Annotated in this window: 16 protein-coding genes; 15 read left to right on the top strand and 1 reads right to left on the bottom strand. The window is 35.3% G+C overall.

From position 1 onward, the window contains the following. Positions 1-27: 27 nt before the first annotated feature. The 12 genes from ZOBGAL_RS12840 (at position 28) to ZOBGAL_RS12780 (ending at position 8,685) form a co-directional block, all read left to right on the top strand. Positions 28-900, top strand: coding sequence for a hypothetical protein (locus ZOBGAL_RS12840; RefSeq protein WP_013994058.1), 873 nt, complete (start codon positions 28-30; stop codon positions 898-900). 73 nt (positions 901-973) lie between these two features. Further along, entirely contained in the window at positions 974-1,264 is a 291-nt protein-coding gene (locus tag ZOBGAL_RS12835; protein WP_013994057.1) for a hypothetical protein, read from the top strand. 83 nt (positions 1,265-1,347) lie between these two features. Then, entirely contained in the window at positions 1,348-2,439 is a 1,092-nt protein-coding gene (locus tag ZOBGAL_RS12830) for a replication initiation protein (protein ID WP_013994056.1), read from the top strand. A gap of 397 nt (positions 2,440-2,836) precedes the next feature. Continuing rightward, positions 2,837-3,670 carry a toprim domain-containing protein gene (locus ZOBGAL_RS12825; RefSeq protein ID WP_013994054.1) on the top strand — a complete coding sequence of 278 codons (834 nt, stop codon included), beginning with the start codon at positions 2,837-2,839 and terminating at the stop codon, positions 3,668-3,670. Positions 3,671-3,761: 91 nt separating this feature from the next. Continuing rightward, entirely contained in the window at positions 3,762-4,067 is a 306-nt protein-coding gene (mbpA, locus tag ZOBGAL_RS12820) for a mobilization protein MbpA (RefSeq protein WP_046287920.1), read from the top strand. Further along, the gene (locus tag ZOBGAL_RS12815; RefSeq protein ID WP_013994052.1) at positions 4,064-4,915 is read left to right on the top strand and encodes a relaxase/mobilization nuclease domain-containing protein; all 852 of its coding nucleotides are present in this window, start codon (positions 4,064-4,066) and stop codon (positions 4,913-4,915) included. The genes mbpA and ZOBGAL_RS12815 overlap by 4 nt, the downstream gene beginning before the upstream one ends. 2 nt (positions 4,916-4,917) lie before the next feature. Next, complete coding sequence (locus tag ZOBGAL_RS12810) at positions 4,918-5,367, top strand: DUF6730 family protein (protein WP_013994051.1); 450 nt, start codon at positions 4,918-4,920, stop codon at positions 5,365-5,367. A 2-nt stretch (positions 5,368-5,369) separates the two neighbouring features. Next, the gene (locus tag ZOBGAL_RS12805; RefSeq protein WP_013994050.1) at positions 5,370-5,954 is read left to right on the top strand and encodes a ParA family protein; all 585 of its coding nucleotides are present in this window, start codon (positions 5,370-5,372) and stop codon (positions 5,952-5,954) included. 50 nt (positions 5,955-6,004) lie between these two features. Continuing rightward, complete coding sequence (locus ZOBGAL_RS12800; protein WP_013994049.1) at positions 6,005-6,238, top strand: hypothetical protein; 234 nt, start codon at positions 6,005-6,007, stop codon at positions 6,236-6,238. A gap of 239 nt (positions 6,239-6,477) precedes the next feature. Continuing rightward, positions 6,478-7,413: a hypothetical protein gene (locus tag ZOBGAL_RS12790; RefSeq protein WP_013994048.1), complete on the top strand. Its 936-nt coding sequence runs from the start codon at positions 6,478-6,480 to the stop codon at positions 7,411-7,413. 206 nt (positions 7,414-7,619) lie between these two features. Continuing rightward, entirely contained in the window at positions 7,620-8,342 is a 723-nt protein-coding gene (locus tag ZOBGAL_RS12785; RefSeq protein WP_013994047.1) for an SOS response-associated peptidase, read from the top strand. A 73-nt stretch (positions 8,343-8,415) separates the two neighbouring features. Continuing rightward, positions 8,416-8,685, top strand: a complete 270-nt coding sequence (locus tag ZOBGAL_RS12780; RefSeq protein ID WP_013994046.1) for a hypothetical protein — start codon at positions 8,416-8,418, stop codon at positions 8,683-8,685. A gap of 309 nt (positions 8,686-8,994) precedes the next feature. Here the strand turns inward: ZOBGAL_RS12780 and ZOBGAL_RS12775 are convergent, their stop codons facing one another. After that, on the bottom strand, positions 8,995-9,228 hold the full coding sequence (locus ZOBGAL_RS12775; RefSeq protein WP_013994045.1) for a ribbon-helix-helix domain-containing protein: 234 nt from the start codon (positions 9,226-9,228) through the stop codon (positions 8,995-8,997). A gap of 310 nt (positions 9,229-9,538) precedes the next feature. Here ZOBGAL_RS12775 and hsdR point away from each other — a divergent pair, with 310 nt between their 5' ends. The 3 genes from hsdR to ZOBGAL_RS12760 are packed head-to-tail and all read left to right on the top strand — an operon-like array spanning position 9,539 to position 15,643. Continuing rightward, a complete protein-coding gene (hsdR, locus tag ZOBGAL_RS12770; protein WP_013994044.1) occupies positions 9,539-12,754 on the top strand; it encodes a type I restriction-modification system endonuclease in 3,216 nt (1,071 codons plus the stop codon). Between the two features lie 22 nt (positions 12,755-12,776). Next, entirely contained in the window at positions 12,777-14,240 is a 1,464-nt protein-coding gene (locus ZOBGAL_RS12765; RefSeq protein ID WP_013994043.1) for a class I SAM-dependent DNA methyltransferase, read from the top strand. Further along, entirely contained in the window at positions 14,237-15,643 is a 1,407-nt protein-coding gene (locus ZOBGAL_RS12760; RefSeq protein WP_013994042.1) for a restriction endonuclease subunit S, read from the top strand. The genes ZOBGAL_RS12765 and ZOBGAL_RS12760 overlap by 4 nt, the downstream gene beginning before the upstream one ends. Position 15,644: the final 1 nt, after the last annotated feature.

The raw sequence follows: 15,644 nt of genomic DNA, 5'->3' as shown, positions 1-15,644 counted from the left end.
TAATTACTACTAAATAATGCTAAGATTATGAATTACCTCATTGTACAAATTGCGTTACTTTTCACTTTATCTCTTTGTCATGCTTATATATTTTCTAAACGAATAAGCTTTAGATTAGTTCCACTTTTTGCTTTTTACAATAACAATACTCAGTATACTCAAAATGCTCCTGTCCTCCATAAGCCGACTGATAACTTGCGCATTTTATTAACAGTAGTTTTTTTTCTATGCCCGTTATTTCTTTACAAATGCTTAATTAATAGTTCGATTGAAAATGTAGTCTTTACTTATTGCTCGACCACAGTAATAGTTATAATATCTACAATTGGCTTAATTATCAGTATTCGTAAACTCAGCACTAAGAGCTTTTTCCACAAATCAGAATGTATTCCAAATAAAATTAACGAGATAAAAATACAGAACGGGAAACCACATAAAAATCACTTAACATTACCTGAAGAAAATTTAAAACAAGATTTAATCAAAACAGATATTTCGAATAAGCGATTATCTAATAAGGTAAGAAAACCCAACCTTGAACTTTTTGAGAGCTTACTAATGAAATTGCCAAATTTTGAAAACTACATTCCAGAACACAGACAGTTCAAGTATTCTTCTCTTAAAACTCCAAAAGACACTATTCCATCCGAAAAACAAACGTGGTTTATTTTTATCGTATGTTTCTTTGAGGAAATAATTAAAACATCAAAATATTCTGCCAGGTTGAATGGATATTATTATGAATCAATCAATCGTCAATTCTTTCTAGATTCAAAACCAATTAAGCGCCAAAACTGGAATGATTTTAAAAAGGAATATATTCTGGACAACGGTATTGATGATTTAAAATCAACTGACTTTTACATTGAATTAAAGCAGTTTATGAAAAAAAACATTTAATTGTAAGCCATGTCAGGCATGTAAATATTACTTATTTGCAGTTTTGGGATATCGAATTCTAAAACATGTAAATATGAGCACCTACACAGATCCCTTTCTAAGTATTCACAATAAACTAGCTAAACTTACAGAACTAGTTTTGGAGATTAAAAATGCTCCTAAAGAAGATTATTCTACAAAGTACTACACCAGACAAGAAGCAGCGGACATATGTCGAAGCTCTGTTCAATCTATTGATAACTATATAAAGTATGGATGGATTGAAGCTGAAGATTTCGGACCTGCAAAAAAGTTGATTCATCACTTCCAGATTTTCAACGAGGACAACTCCATCAAACAATTTAAGTACAAAAGAAGAGCATAAATCAGTTGTTTTATGCTCAATTGAATATCAACTAAAGCATAGAAAACTGATTCTTAGCCAATAAAATATTTCATTTTAAGAGCATGGAATTACGAAATAAGCAGCTTAATCAAGCAAACTTTTTTACTAGAAGTCTTTTCAAGTTAGATAAAGAAATACATAAGGACATTGTTTATCTAATTCAAAGTAAAATAGATTTTTTTGGCAAACCCAAAAGTGTTATTAAAATTTCACTCAACGATTATATTGATGCAAAAAGCACTTCAAAAAACGACACATATTCATTTTCTGAATTTTACAAATTTACTAATGAAGTTAAAAATGTGGGAGGAGCTTTTTACAATAAGATTGAGAGGTCTTTTATCGCATTTAATATCGTGGACAATGTTCAAGTAGATCCTGACAGTCCTGATACGTTAAAGATAGAATTAGCTCGTTTTGGAAAAATCTTCTTCTATAAAGAAAAACTTATTCAGTACATCAATGAAATAACACCCGTAGGAAAAGTTCAAAAACAAAATGGATTTACGCAAATTGAAAACTCTGTATTCAAAATTCGGGGAGCAAGACGAAAAAAATTTTACGAAATACTATCACAATTTAAGAATACCGGATTTTGCATAATAGCCGTAATAGAGCTTAAAATGATTTTAGGATATATAGAAATCATAGACAAAGAATTGAAAACAACTCTAACCCCTGAAGACCAGCTCAAACTTATTTTTATCCCTGAAAAAAACTATGAGTTTAAAGACAAACAACCCAAGTTTAGCTATTTCGAAAGAGACTTCCTAAAGCCAGCAATTCAATGGATAAACTCAGAAAAATGTAAGGATATTAAAGAATTAAGAATAAATAGAAAATTTAAAAAAGGTAGAAGAATATCTCATATTGAATTTCGATTTAAACCTTTAAAGCATGAGCTCAACAAAGAAGAGCTAAGCTGCTTAGAGTTTTTCAAAGGACTTGGACTAGATGAAACTCAAGTCATTTATTTAATTAATAGAATTGGTTCAGGGGAGATGAAAAAAAGATGGATGGAAAACATCCAGAGAAGTACATTCGGCCAAAATCAAACCGCGAAATATTACGATAAAGTTAAACAGAGCGAAATAAAAAACATATCAGGTTTTTTATATAAGAATCTATTTAAGGAGCTAAATAAAATATCATGATTACAACTTTGGTAAAAACTGAAATACTTATTCATCACTCACTTATTAAGGATACAACCTCACCTATTAAGGATGTACCCTCACCTATTAAGGATATGCACTCACTTATTAAGGATGTACCCTCACCAATTAAGGATGCACCCTCACTTTTGATAAAAATCAGCAAAATTTTACCTCACTCATTAAGGATGTACCCTCACCTATTAAGGATACACCCTCCCCCTTCATTAAGGATGCACCCTCACTTTTCGTTAAGGACACACCCTCATACATTTATCTGTGAGCCCATTGACATAAAGGCTTCAGAGCATACTAAAATACTACTGTAAAAAAATGAAAATGGAAAAAAACAGAAGTTAAAACAGCAATAAATATTTGCTAGTCAAAAATAAAAGAAATGAATTGCCAAAAAGCTAAAAAAATAGACATGGTTTCATATTTAAAAAAACTTGGCTTTGAACCTCAAAAGACAAGGGGATATGACAAATGGTACATATCGCCATTTCGAGGAGAAAAAATTGCTTCGTTTAAAATTAATACTAATAAAAACTGCTGGTACGATTATGGTACAGGCTCCCGTGGCACAATAATTGATTTTTTGCAAAAATTTTACAGGTGTTCTATTTCCGAAGTTTTGCAAAAACTTTCAAGCGACACCTTCTCTTTTCACCAGCAACCAAGTTTTAAACACATATACGATACCAAAATAAATATTACTTCTGTAATTGATATTCAGCATTTAGGACTTATAGCTTATTTAAATCAAAGGAGAATACCTTTAAAAATTGCGAGAAAAATATGTAAAGAAGTACACTATTCAAATCATTCAAAAGAATATTTTTCAATAGGTGTTGAGAACATTTCCGGAGGATATGATCTGAGAAATAAATACTTCAAATCAGGTTCTTCACCTAAGGATATCTCATTGATTCAAAATGGACATAATTCTCTGGTGGTTACTGAGGGTATGTTTGATATGCTCTCTTTAATATCGCTAGATAGTTCAATATTACAAAAGGCGGACTTATTAATCCTAAATTCTTGTTCTTTCGCTAGCAAATTAAATGCTTATGCAGACAAGTACAACACCATAAATCTCTATTTAGACCAAGATGAAACAGGCCGTACAATCACTGAAAAATTCGTAACCAAAGAACTCAATTATCATGACTGTTCAAGTTTTTACCAAGGCTATAATGACTTGAACGAATGGTGGGTTGAGCAAAAATAAAAAAATGATTTTGAGTAAGAGTTCAAGATGTGTGTGCTGGGCCCACAATCTTGATTTTTCTCCCGATGGTCGCAAAATAAAAAAAGAACCAATGAAGAAAAAAGAAAGAGTTGTCACCAAGTTCAGAAGTACGATTTACGAGAAAAAGCTATTGAAAATAAGAGCTAAAAAATCGGGACTCTCCCTCAGTGAATTTTGTTTTAGAGCAGCATTTAATAAAGAAATTACTGCACGCCTTACAGATGAAGAAATTGAAGTCTACAAAATGCTTTCTACCTATAGCCGGAATTTCACTTTGATAGGTAATATGTACAGAAAACAAAATCCAAAATTGACTTCCGAGGTTTATGCATTGGCCAAAGAAATTAGAGAACACTTAAACAATTTCAAAAAATGATCGGTAAAGGAAAATCCATCTCACATACTAGTGCCTCTATGGCGTATGGATGGAACCAAGAAAAAAGCGCTATCGTAGTTTTAAAAGAATATCTAGCCGGCAATACCCCAGAAGAGCTAACCAGGGAATTTCACATCATTCAGGACATGAATGAAAATTGCAAAAAGAATACTCTCAGCTTTGTCTTAAGTCCAACCATAGAAGATGGCAAAAAATTAAAAAAGAAAAATCTCGGTGACATAGCAAAAAAGTTTCTAGCTCGAATGAATTTGAACAATCGTCAAGCAGTAGCTTTTGTTCATAAGGACAAAGCACACACCCATATTCATTTGTACGTAAATAGAATTGATTTTAAGGGTAAAGCCTATCCTGATGGATTTATAGGAAAACGAAGCATCGAAGCAGCTAGACAGGTTGCATTAGAAATGAATTTAAAAACCGCTCAAGAAATTCAAGTGGAAAAGCTTAATTCTCTCAAACAAATAAGAAGAGAAATACACAATTTAAGCGAACATGTACTAAGAAAAAACTCGCCTAAAACCCTTGATGATTATATAAAAAAGATGAAACTGAGAGGTATTGATGTAATTCCTAGTATCAACAAGAGTAATAAACTTCAAGGATTCAGATTCAAATATAAAAACATCAGCTTAAAAGGCAGTGAAATACATCGGTCCATGAGTGGTGGCAAAATTACCAATGCTATAGCGGGGAATGGCCATATACTGCAGAATGGAAGCAAGACGACTCTAATTTCAAACAAAGTGGTTGAATTAGGTGCAAATTTCATTGCAAATACTAAACAGCAATCCAATCAACAAATAACTAACAAAGGACTAAGTATATAACCATGGCAAAAATTGACGACATAGCGGAATTACTAGTAGAGGAATTAAGCGATTTCAAGCTACAACTGGAAAAAATGAAGCATCTCTCCCATGAACTTAAAATGACTCAGCTATCACCAGATATGACCGAAATGAGTTCAGTTTTGAATTCGTTTGTAAAGAGCCAAGACATAGTTCTTAGAGAACAACATACTAAAATTTCGCAATTAACTAAAAATCTGTCCAAGTCAAACCATTATCCAAGATGGTTACTAGTACTACTAAGTTCCGTATTACTATTCACCTTTTGTTTAGTGAGCTATTCAATTTACGAGATAAAGGTAAGCTCTGACGCTAACTTTAACTATTATGAAAAAGGTCAAAAAGAAGCAATGCATCACTTTAAAAATTTTTTTGAAGAGTATCCGGAGGCCAAGGATAAATACTTAAAATGGAACACAAATAGAAACTAGGTATGGCAAAAATTATACTAATTACCCATCAAAAAGGTGGAGTAGGTAAAAGCACCTTGACTTTTAATTTGGCACAAAATTTAAGTGAACATTCAAAGGTTGCTATTTTGGACATGGATGTTCAAGGAAGTTTGGCTCAAATTTCCAAAATGGTAGAGTGCTTTGAAATAACTACGAATCAAAATATCTTAACTGAAAACCAAGAATTGGATTTTGTTTTTGTTGACACCCCTCCGTATCTATCAAAACAACTAAAATCATTACTACAAGTAGCGGATTTAATTTTGATTCCAACTAAAGCCGGCATCCTGGATCTTTTAGCGATTGATAGCACTATCAGCCTAATAGCAGAGCAAGGAAAAAAAACTAATAGTATGATTGTCCTAAACATGATTAAGCCAAATACCACTCTTACCGACGATATTCTTAAAAGCCTATCGACGTTTCAGATAAAAATAGCCCAGACTAAAATTAGCGACCTAGTGGCATTCACTAGATCTACCTTATTACAGGGGGTTTTAGAAAACAATAAGGCACAAAAACAAATGGATAGCTTAACAAAAGAAGTTTTGACTTCACTTATATAAATCTATAATTATATAAATATAGAACTGTGTAATCATAATAAAACCATACTATGGCAAAATCAGAATTTGATAGTTTGATAGCCCAAGCAAGGGCTTCCCAACCTAAGAAAACCATTCAAAAAATTGTTCCTGAAAAAGTACAATCGAATAACGAAAAACAATTTTCCTTTTACATTGATAAGACCATTTTAAAACAATTAAAATCTAGAGCAATCGAAGATGACAAAAGCCTTAAAGCTATCATCAACGAAAGCATTCTTAATTACCTAAACAAATCGAGGTAGAATTTGGATTCCTTTATTTAAATTTGAACGATTAATAATAAACACTTTTATAAGGAACATATAAAATCATAAAATACAAAAGCGTTTAGCTTTTGATTTGGGACTAGAAAATCGCCAGTTTTAAGGACTACCAATATCAAAGCCAAGACGCCCACGTTCTGCGTGGGCTGTTCTTGTTTGGTAGTCTGGGTGTCTGGCGATACCTCTGGTTCCTTCAGGTTCAGTTCCACGCTTTTTTTATGGAAGAAAAATACCAGATAGAAGTAGTATTTGAAGATGATTTATCATCTGAAGAACTTGAAATCACTAACCGATACTGGCTGATAAAAGATGGTTTATTCCAAGAAAAACCCTCTGAAATCGCCAAAAACATGCCATTTTCAACCCTTAAAATTTCTAAAATAGGGCAAGAATGTGCCCATTTGCTTATTTCAGTTACATGCTCTTCTTGTAAAACAAGAAATGAACTAAAGACCAATTCGCAAACCCAAGCAAAACGATATTTAAACCCCTCATGGGAGTGTGATACTTGTGTAAAGAAAAAAGAAGAACTCGAAAAAAAACGACTGGAATTGATGGAGGTTAAACTTACGGAGACTAGAGCCAAAAAATTTGAACAGGCTCTCTCTGAACAATCTTGGAAAAACTTCAGTACAGAGGAATTGTTACTGATTCTTAAAATGCTTGAAGCTCCAACTATTAAACATTTAATTGCCGGGCTGAATAAACTAAATGACAAAAACAATTGGAGAATATTATACAAAGCTGACAACCATGGATTGATAGACCTACTTAGAGAAAAAGACAACTATATAATTGATTTTTATCATCCTGAAGGAATAAAAGAAAGAATTCAATCCTACTTGAGCTCATTAAGTATCCAAAATCCACCAAATCAATCCACTTCCCCGGCACACCCTGAAATGGGGTTTAGATTAGTGAAAAACAGAAACGTTAGGACACCAGATGATGCCCTTTTCTATAATGATGTTACTTTTGATAGGGATATTCTCATTAAAGCGAATACCGCCTATGCGTATAGTGTATGGCCCAGGGAAAATGGTGATGCTTGGATTTCCATCACCCCCTCGGATAATATTCTAAAGTCTAAAAACATAAACAGGCCCGATGGCCCGTTGCACGTTGGAGATATAACTAAAAAATGGAAATATTAGATATACTGCAGAAATCTTATATTTCTCAGCCGCGCATTTAGGCTATATTAAAATATTCAGGTCTACGACATGGTTTAAAAATATAGAATATGAATGTTATTTTGTATTAAAAATACTTTTACATAAACCTTAAATGTTATAATATAATATTACAATAAAGTGATATTTAAAAATATGTGATTGTTGATTTATAGTTATATTTAAACATGTGTTATTCAACCACATTAAGGAAAAAGGAAAAGGAAATTGAGAGGATGACTAGAAAAAGTTTTCAAGTTCCTTTTGAGTATAAGCCTTACTACCGTGCCAATGGTTTTACCCATCCAAATTTATATATTATCAAAATGGATGAGCCAGAAAACATTTATCCTGCTATGTGGGGCTTGATTCCTCAATTTGGGATGAAGGATATACCGGAATTCCAGAAAAAATACAATACGCTCAACGCTAAATCGGAAACCATATTAACATCCAATACCTATAAGCATTCCACAACCGATAAAAGATGTTTGATACTAGCAGATGGGTTTCATGAACCACATGAAGTAAATGGCAAATCATATCCTTACTTCTGCCATTACATGGATGATTCTTTATTTTACTTTGCTGGCCTGTATACCGAAATTGATAATGAGTTTTTAAGCTGTACCATCTTGACCATGCCGGCGAATGAACAGTTCGAACAAATACACAACAAAAAGAAAAGACAACCCTTAATTCTAGATACTGAATTTGAATCTGACTGGTTACGGCACGATCTTAATCCCAACGGGATAAAGGAATTGACCAAAGTAGGTTTTACAACGAAGGAGATAGAAGCTTATCCAGTATCTAGAGATTTATATAAAAGAGAGATAGACACTAATACCCCATTAGCTATAACTAAGGTTGATTACCAAGAACTAAACGAGCAAGGCAGCTTATTCTAGTAATTTTTCAATTTGTTAATAAAAAACGAACTCCCATATTCATTAAATTGGATATTTTCCATAGTTTTGGATTATGTCCAAAGTTGTTTTCCGTCATACAGATTTAAAGGTTATAAAGCTACTTCTAAAAGAATTGGGCAAAGAAAGGTATGATTGCGCCTTAAAAGATTCAGGACTATCACAGAGCAAACCCATTACGATGCATGGTTTCTTCATAGAATGGGATGAAGGTAATATAGATTTACATTATACATATCCAAGTGGAAGAAGCTTTAAGCTCATGACCGTTTTAGGTATGCAAAGAATACCTTTTGAGGGCTGGGAACTCGTTCGAAAATTATAGATATATGAAGTTATATAGGTAAGAAAAACTGATGGAAAGACTATTAAAATGCAGGCTGAAAGATTATAATTTTAATCTTATTAAAGTAGAATGTTATGATAGGTTTGACGGAGATAACTATATATGTCGAAAAATCTTATCTTTCTCAGCCGCACAAAATTCTCGTTAAGTCATTTTATTCCTTATCTCAAATCTTTGTTTGCTTCCATGCGTTAAGCTTTCCTCGCACTTCATAGTATTAGTTTTGGTAAGATTTGGGTTTAGATTCTAACCCATATTGAATAATTTATAGCTATTACCTTTTGTCTATCAAATACCCTCTGTATTTCTTTTTGCGGAGATAATATCGTTAATTGATTTCTGACTATCAGGGCCATTCCATCCACTATTGATTTTTTCCAATAGACCCTTTTTTAAACCTTCTCTGTGATGCGCATGAAGTTGAAGCGCATCTTGTATTATTTCATCTATATTTCTATAAGCTCCCGATAATATTAATTTTTCTATATACTCCTTGCCCTCCCCTTTTAATTCAATATTCATTTTTTAAATTTAAATGATGTATATCAATTTATCTTCAGATGACTACCTAAATATACAAACTCTATTGCGACTACGGATTTCTGTAATTATAGAATCATATAAATGTATAACTTGTGAGCAATCGGATAATATCACTCATGATGTATCATAATATATAAAGGTCAAAACTTAAACTAAATTAAAAGGCTAACTCTAGACATAAGATTATGTAATTGTATAATTATAGAATTGTATATTTATTCTCACAAAATAATATTCCCCCAAAGACGATACAAAATGAAGATTTAGTAATTCACTGCCAACCAATTTAATGAATACGAATTTCAGCTTTTTAAAACAACAATACCCAAACCTATTCGCAATTAGCGAACTTTCGGAGAAACTTATATACGTAGACCCTAGTTCCTCACTTTCAAAATCTAGGTTGTTTTCCGAAAAATTGAGCCAATTGGTCTGGGAATTTGAAGAACTTGGCGAATTTACAGGCACTCAAAATGATAGAATTTACAGGCTATCCAATGCCAATATTGCCCCTGATATTATTGCCAATATTCTTCATACCATTCGGAAATCGGGAAATAAAGCCAGTCATGATGGCACAGGTTCCTTTCAAGAAGCGCATTTTATCTTAAAGAAGTGTTTTCAATTGGCCAGATGGTTTTATGAGACTTATGAACAAGACTATATTGAAACAAGCTCATATACATTACCTAAAAAACAGGATACGGCATCGGATGAACTTTCTGAAAAATTGGAAAAACTCTCTAAAGAGTTAATTGATTATAAGAACAAAATTGCCGAACTCAATAAGAACAAGGAGGAGGTTACGGCACGTAAACAACGCAGTGATGCCCGTGCGAAAAACCTTGATCTTAGCGAAGAGGATACACGGTTGACCTTAATCGACCCAAAATTAGTAGAGGCGGGTTGGGAATGTGATACCTTAAACCTCAATTACAAAAAGAATAAAACGCTTCCCCAAAAAGGACGGAATATGGCTATTGCCGAATGGCCTTGTGATGGAAAATGGGCCGACTATGCTTTGTTTGTCGGTACTAAGCTCTACGGTATTGTAGAAGCCAAGAAATACGCAAGTGATATTTCTACCGATCTTAGGCAAACGGATATTTATGCGAAACGTATTACACCCGATGATAATTTTGAAACTTTAGGGGAATGGCAAGAGTATAAAGTGCCTTTTTTGTTCTCAACCAATGGTCGGGAGTACTTGGAACAAATAAAGACCAAGAGTGGTATTTGGTTCCTTGATGTTCGCAAAGAACGAAATAGGGCCTACCCTTTAAGAGGTTGGTTCTCCCCGAACGGATTAGTTGAGCTTTATGAGCGTAATATTGAGGCTGAGAACAAAAAGTTGGAACAAAGCGATTATGATTACCTGCAAGACAAGAATGGTCTAGGACTTCGCGACTACCAAATAGAAGCCATTAAGAGTGTTGAAGGAAACATTCGTAAAAACCATGAAGAGAACCGCTCATTAGTGGTTATGGCTACGGGTACTGGGAAGACGAGAACCGTTATAGGTCTTTCATATCGACTTATAAAAGCGAATAGATTTAAGCGCATTTTATTTTTAACGGATAGAAGGCTATTGGCCCAACAAGCTTTTGGTAATTATACCGATAATAAGATAGAAGGCATCAATACATTTTCTGAAGTGTACAAGGTAGATTATGTGAAGACCATTGTGCCGGATTCCGAAACACGTTTACATTTTGCGACCGTCCAAAGTATGGTCAAACGTTTGTTTTACGGAGAAAATGAAGGACTTTCAATAGATACGTACGATTGCATTATTGTTGATGAGGCCCACCGTGGTTATAATCTTGACAAGGAATTGGATGAGGAGGAATTGGAGTTCAAAAATCAAGATGATTACGTAAGTCAGTACAAAAAGGTCATTGAATATTTCAATGCTTATATTATCGGTCTTACTGCCACTCCGGCATTGCATACTACCGAAATATTTGGCAAACCTGTTTTTTCCTATTCGTATCGCCAGGCGGTAATCGATGGGTTTTTGGCCGATCATGAACCTCCGTACCGGATTAAAACACGTTTAAGCGAAGAAGGCATTCTTTGGAAAAAAGGTGAGCGCCCTAAAATCTTTAATCCGGAAACCAATAGCATAGAGGAACTGGCAGAGCTTGAAGACGACCTTTTGGTCGAAATCGAACAGTTTAACAAATTGGTAATTACACCTGAATTTAACAGAGTGGTAATACGCGAATTGGTTCAGCATTTGGACCCGGATAGCGAGGAGAAAACCTTGATTTTTGCCGTTCGAGATTCACATGCGGATATGATCGTGGAAATGCTTTTTGAAGAGTTTGAGAAAATCGGCCTTGATGTGCCTCAAAATGCTATTCAGAAAATAACAGGTAAAGCCTACGACCCGGAACAATTGACCAAGGAGTTCAAAAACGAGAAGTTTCCGAATATTGCCGTTACGGTAGATTTGTTGACAACAGGAATAGATGTGCCAAAAATTTGCAACTTGGTGTTTATGCGCCGTGTAGGCTCTCGAATCCTATACGAACAGATGATAGGTCGTGCTACTCGAAAATGCGATGAAATCGGCAAAGAGGATTTTAAAATATTCGATGCGGTTCGGGTACATGAAGCCTTGCAGGACTATACCCAAATGAAACCCGTGTCCAATCCGACCACTACCTTTACCCAGTTGGTCAACGAACTCGATGCCATTGACTCAGATGAGCGGATCAAAAGGCAAGGGGAACAGCTCGTTGCCAAACTTCAAAGGAAGCGCCGTAAAATTGAGGAAAACAGCCTTGAGGAATTTATTTATATGGCTGGGGGCAAAAAGCCTCAAGAAGTAATCAAGGCCATACAAGAAGCCAGTGCCCAAGAAGTAAAGGCTATTATAAAGGAATTTAAGGGACTTTGGAATTATTTGGACACCAAAGTCTACAAACCCAAGCACCAACTGCTTTCTGACCATGAAGACAGATACCTCGGTACGGAACGCGACTATGGCAATGCCAAAAAGCCGGAAGATTATATAGAGAACTTTAGAGAGTTCTTGATGGAGAACCAAAATAAAATAGCTGCCCTAAAGATAATCGTTTCCAAACCCAGTACCCTGGACAGAAAATCGCTCAAGGAATTACGGTTGCTGTTGGATCAAGAGGGTTTTAACGCCAAAACCTTGAATGCCGCATGGCACGATGCCAAAAACCAAGATATTGCGGCAGACATTATTGCCTATATTCGCACGCTTACCCTCGATGTTGACCTGATAGGTCATGAAGAAAGGGTAAACAAGGCCTTCGAAAAAGTAAGGGCCATGAAACCTTGGAACAAGATTCAGCAAAAGTGGTTAGACCGTTTTCAAAAGCAATTGCTGGCAGAAACGGTACTCACCAAAGAAGATTTGGACAAAGACCCTTTTAAGAGCGAAGGTGGTTACGACCGAATCAACAAACAATTTGAGCAACAATTAGACGATGTTCTAGAGACCATCAACGCTAATTTGTACGTTGCCTAACCCATAAAAAATAAAAGATTAGATGAGTGCAGATGAAATAGCCAATAAGCTTTGGAATCTTTGTAACGTTCTACGCGACGATGGGGTCACCTATCACCAGTACCTGAACGAGCTTACCTATATCCTCTTTTTGAAATTGAGCGAGGTCAAAGGTTTCGAAGAACATATTCCCGAGCAGTACCGCTGGCGTTCCTTTGTGGAGGAAACCGATAATGCTGAAGCCTTTCAACGCTACCGTAGTTTTTTGGCCGAAGTAAGTAATGAGACGACCAGTGCCGGCATCAAGGAAATTTATGCCAATGCCTCCACCAGTCTTAGAAAGCCTGTAAATTTCAACACCTTGGTTCAGGCCATAGATGATTTGGACTGGTATGAGGAAACGGACCGTGATGTTATGGGCGATATTTACGAAAGCCTATTGGAGAAGAATGCAGGGGAAAAGAAAAGCGGTGCAGGCCAGTATTTTACTCCCCGACCATTGATCAACGTAATGGTAGAACTCGTATCTCCCAAATTGGGAGAACGTTGGAACGACCCTGCAGCAGGAACTTTTGGCTTTATGATTTCTGCGGATGAATACTTGCGTACCAAACATGACAACTATTTTGACCTGGATGAAAAGCGCCGAAAATTTCAAGTAGAGAAAGCCTTTAGCGGGGTGGAATTGGTAGGTGATGCCCACCGCTTGGCCTTGATGAATGCAAGGTTACACGGTATGGAAAGCCAAATTATTTTAGGCGATACCTTGACCGAAATGGGCAAGGAGCTTAAAAATTTTGATGGGGTATTGGCCAACCCGCCTTTTGGCACCAAAAAGGGAGGCGAACGGCCTACCCGCGATGATTTTACCTACCCCACTAGTAACAAGCAACTTAATTTCTTACAACATATTTATAGAAGTTTAAAGAAAGATGGTAAAGCGAGGGCTGCAGTTGTGTTACCGGATAATGTATTGTTTGAAGATGGTGACGGGCAGAAGATTAGGCGAGATTTAATGGATAAATGTAACCTACATACCATTTTACGCTTGCCTACGGGTATTTTCTATGCGGCAGGGGTAAAAACCAACGTACTCTTTTTTACCCGGGGTACTACTGAAACCAAAAACACCAAAGGGGTGTGGTTTTTTGACATGCGGACCAATGTACCCAATTACGGAAAACGAACCCCATTTACCCGAGCAGCCTTTAATGAATTTATTGAAGCCTATACCGGAGGAATAAAACCGGAGAAGTTAGCCACCGATTTTGACGGAACCATTGATGAAACCGCCCGAAAAAAGGTGACGAACGAGCGCTGGCAGTACATAGACCGCAAGACCATTGCCAAAAAGAACGACTCCTTGGATTTAGGTTTGATTGCCGATGATAGTGTAAGCAATGGGGAAGATTTGGGAGAACCTATTGATATTGCCAAAGAGGCTTTAACTGAATTGAAAACCATTACTGAACAATTGCAGGAGATGATTAATGAATTAGGATCATGATAGAAAAAGAATTGCCAGAAAATTGGGTTTTATCAAATCTAGGTGAATTGTCAGTTTTAATAAGAGGTGTTTCTTATAAAAAAACGAATGCAAGTCAAGTTAAATCCGAAGAATTTAACACTCTGATTCTTAGAGGTGGAAATATACAAAACGGTTTTATTGTTAATGGAAAGGATGAAGTATATGTGAATAATAAATTGGTAAAAGAAAATCAATTCATTAAGAAATCTGATGTTGTTATCGTTGGTTCAACAGGTAGTAAAAAACTAATTGGAAAAGCAGGTATTGCCTTAAAAAATTATCATAATACAGCATTTGGCGCATTTTTAATGCTTGCAAGAGCCAATAAAAAAATTAATCAGAAGTATTTTGCCAATTTCTTTCTCTCAAAATTTTATAGAGATAGTATTAGGGAGCTAGCTGGTGGTGTAAATATCAATAATATACGTAAGGAATATATAACGCAAATGCAATTTCCGCTCCCTCCTCTAGCCGAACAAGACCGTATTGTCGCTAAAGTTGATGTTTTAATGGCCCAGATAGCCACCATGCAAAAAAGCTTGGAGCACATACCCCAACTTTTAAAAGATTTTCGGCAGCAGGTGTTGACGCAAGCGGTAACTGGAAAGTTGACGGAGGAATGGCGTAAGGGGAAGGAGTTGGAACCTGTAATTCTTAAAAATGAATCAATGCCAGTTGAATTAAGTGTGTTTTCGTATTCTGAAAATCTCAAAGGTTGGAAGATTACAGCTTTAGGAAATTATGCTTCAGTTGCAAGAGGTAAGTTTAGTGCACGTCCACGGAATGATCCAAAATATTTTAATGGTTCATATCCATTTTCCCAAATAGGCGATTTACCGCGAGAAGGAGGCTATTATGAAAAATATTCTAACACCTTAAATGAGAATGGTAAAAAAGTTAGTAAGTCGTTTCCCAGAAATACAGTTATGATTGCTATAGTTGGAGCAACCATTGGAAATACCGGGTTAAACAAAATAGAAATGTATTTTCCTGATAGCATGATTGGAATAAACTCTACAAATGAAATATCTAACCAATATATTGAATATCATTTAAGACTTAGTAAACATAGATTTAGAGAAATTGCAAAAGCCAGTGGAGGTCAGCCTAATATAAAAATACCGACAATAAAAACTTTAGAAATTGCAATACCTTCTCAAAGAGAACAAAAGGAAATCGTCCGACGTGTAGAAAGTCTTTTTGCCAAAGCAGATAAAATAGAAGAAAGATATAAAGCCTTAAAAACCAAAATTGATATGCTACCCCAAGCCATTTTGCATAAAGCCTTTAAAGGGGAACTTGTAGAGCAATTACCTACAGATGGTGATGCCAAAGATTTGTTGAGGGAGATTGAGGGGTTGAAGATGGTTAAAGCTAAATAAG

Source organism: Zobellia galactanivorans, assembly GCF_000973105.1.
Taxonomy (GTDB): domain Bacteria; phylum Bacteroidota; class Bacteroidia; order Flavobacteriales; family Flavobacteriaceae; genus Zobellia; species Zobellia galactanivorans.
The sequence above is the reverse complement of the archived record's forward strand: the minus strand, read 5'-3'. Positions and strand labels throughout refer to the sequence as shown.

What these genes read in the sequence shown, in the direction of transcription:
- ZOBGAL_RS12790 (WP_013994048.1), top strand. Translation starts at nt 6,478, where the DNA reads ATGGAAGAAAAATACCAGATAGAAGTAGTATTTGAAGATGATTTATCA.
- ZOBGAL_RS12805 (WP_013994050.1), top strand. Translation starts at nt 5,370, where the DNA reads ATGGCAAAAATTATACTAATTACCCATCAAAAAGGTGGAGTAGGTAAA.
- ZOBGAL_RS12765 (WP_013994043.1), top strand. Translation starts at nt 12,777, where the DNA reads ATGAGTGCAGATGAAATAGCCAATAAGCTTTGGAATCTTTGTAACGTT.
- ZOBGAL_RS12810 (WP_013994051.1), top strand. Translation starts at nt 4,918, where the DNA reads ATGGCAAAAATTGACGACATAGCGGAATTACTAGTAGAGGAATTAAGC.
- mbpA (WP_046287920.1), top strand. Translation starts at nt 3,762, where the DNA reads ATGAAGAAAAAAGAAAGAGTTGTCACCAAGTTCAGAAGTACGATTTAC.
- ZOBGAL_RS12815 (WP_013994052.1), top strand. Translation starts at nt 4,064, where the DNA reads ATGATCGGTAAAGGAAAATCCATCTCACATACTAGTGCCTCTATGGCG.
- ZOBGAL_RS12835 (WP_013994057.1), top strand. Translation starts at nt 974, where the DNA reads ATGAGCACCTACACAGATCCCTTTCTAAGTATTCACAATAAACTAGCT.
- ZOBGAL_RS12775 (WP_013994045.1), bottom strand. Translation starts at nt 9,228, where the DNA reads ATGAATATTGAATTAAAAGGGGAGGGCAAGGAGTATATAGAAAAATTA.
- ZOBGAL_RS12830 (WP_013994056.1), top strand. Translation starts at nt 1,348, where the DNA reads ATGGAATTACGAAATAAGCAGCTTAATCAAGCAAACTTTTTTACTAGA.
- ZOBGAL_RS12800 (WP_013994049.1), top strand. Translation starts at nt 6,005, where the DNA reads ATGGCAAAATCAGAATTTGATAGTTTGATAGCCCAAGCAAGGGCTTCC.
- ZOBGAL_RS12780 (WP_013994046.1), top strand. Translation starts at nt 8,416, where the DNA reads ATGTCCAAAGTTGTTTTCCGTCATACAGATTTAAAGGTTATAAAGCTA.
- hsdR (WP_013994044.1), top strand. Translation starts at nt 9,539, where the DNA reads ATGAATACGAATTTCAGCTTTTTAAAACAACAATACCCAAACCTATTC.
- ZOBGAL_RS12760 (WP_013994042.1), top strand. Translation starts at nt 14,237, where the DNA reads ATGATAGAAAAAGAATTGCCAGAAAATTGGGTTTTATCAAATCTAGGT.
- ZOBGAL_RS12840 (WP_013994058.1), top strand. Translation starts at nt 28, where the DNA reads ATGAATTACCTCATTGTACAAATTGCGTTACTTTTCACTTTATCTCTT.
- ZOBGAL_RS12785 (WP_013994047.1), top strand. Translation starts at nt 7,620, where the DNA reads ATGTGTTATTCAACCACATTAAGGAAAAAGGAAAAGGAAATTGAGAGG.
- ZOBGAL_RS12825 (WP_013994054.1), top strand. Translation starts at nt 2,837, where the DNA reads ATGAATTGCCAAAAAGCTAAAAAAATAGACATGGTTTCATATTTAAAA.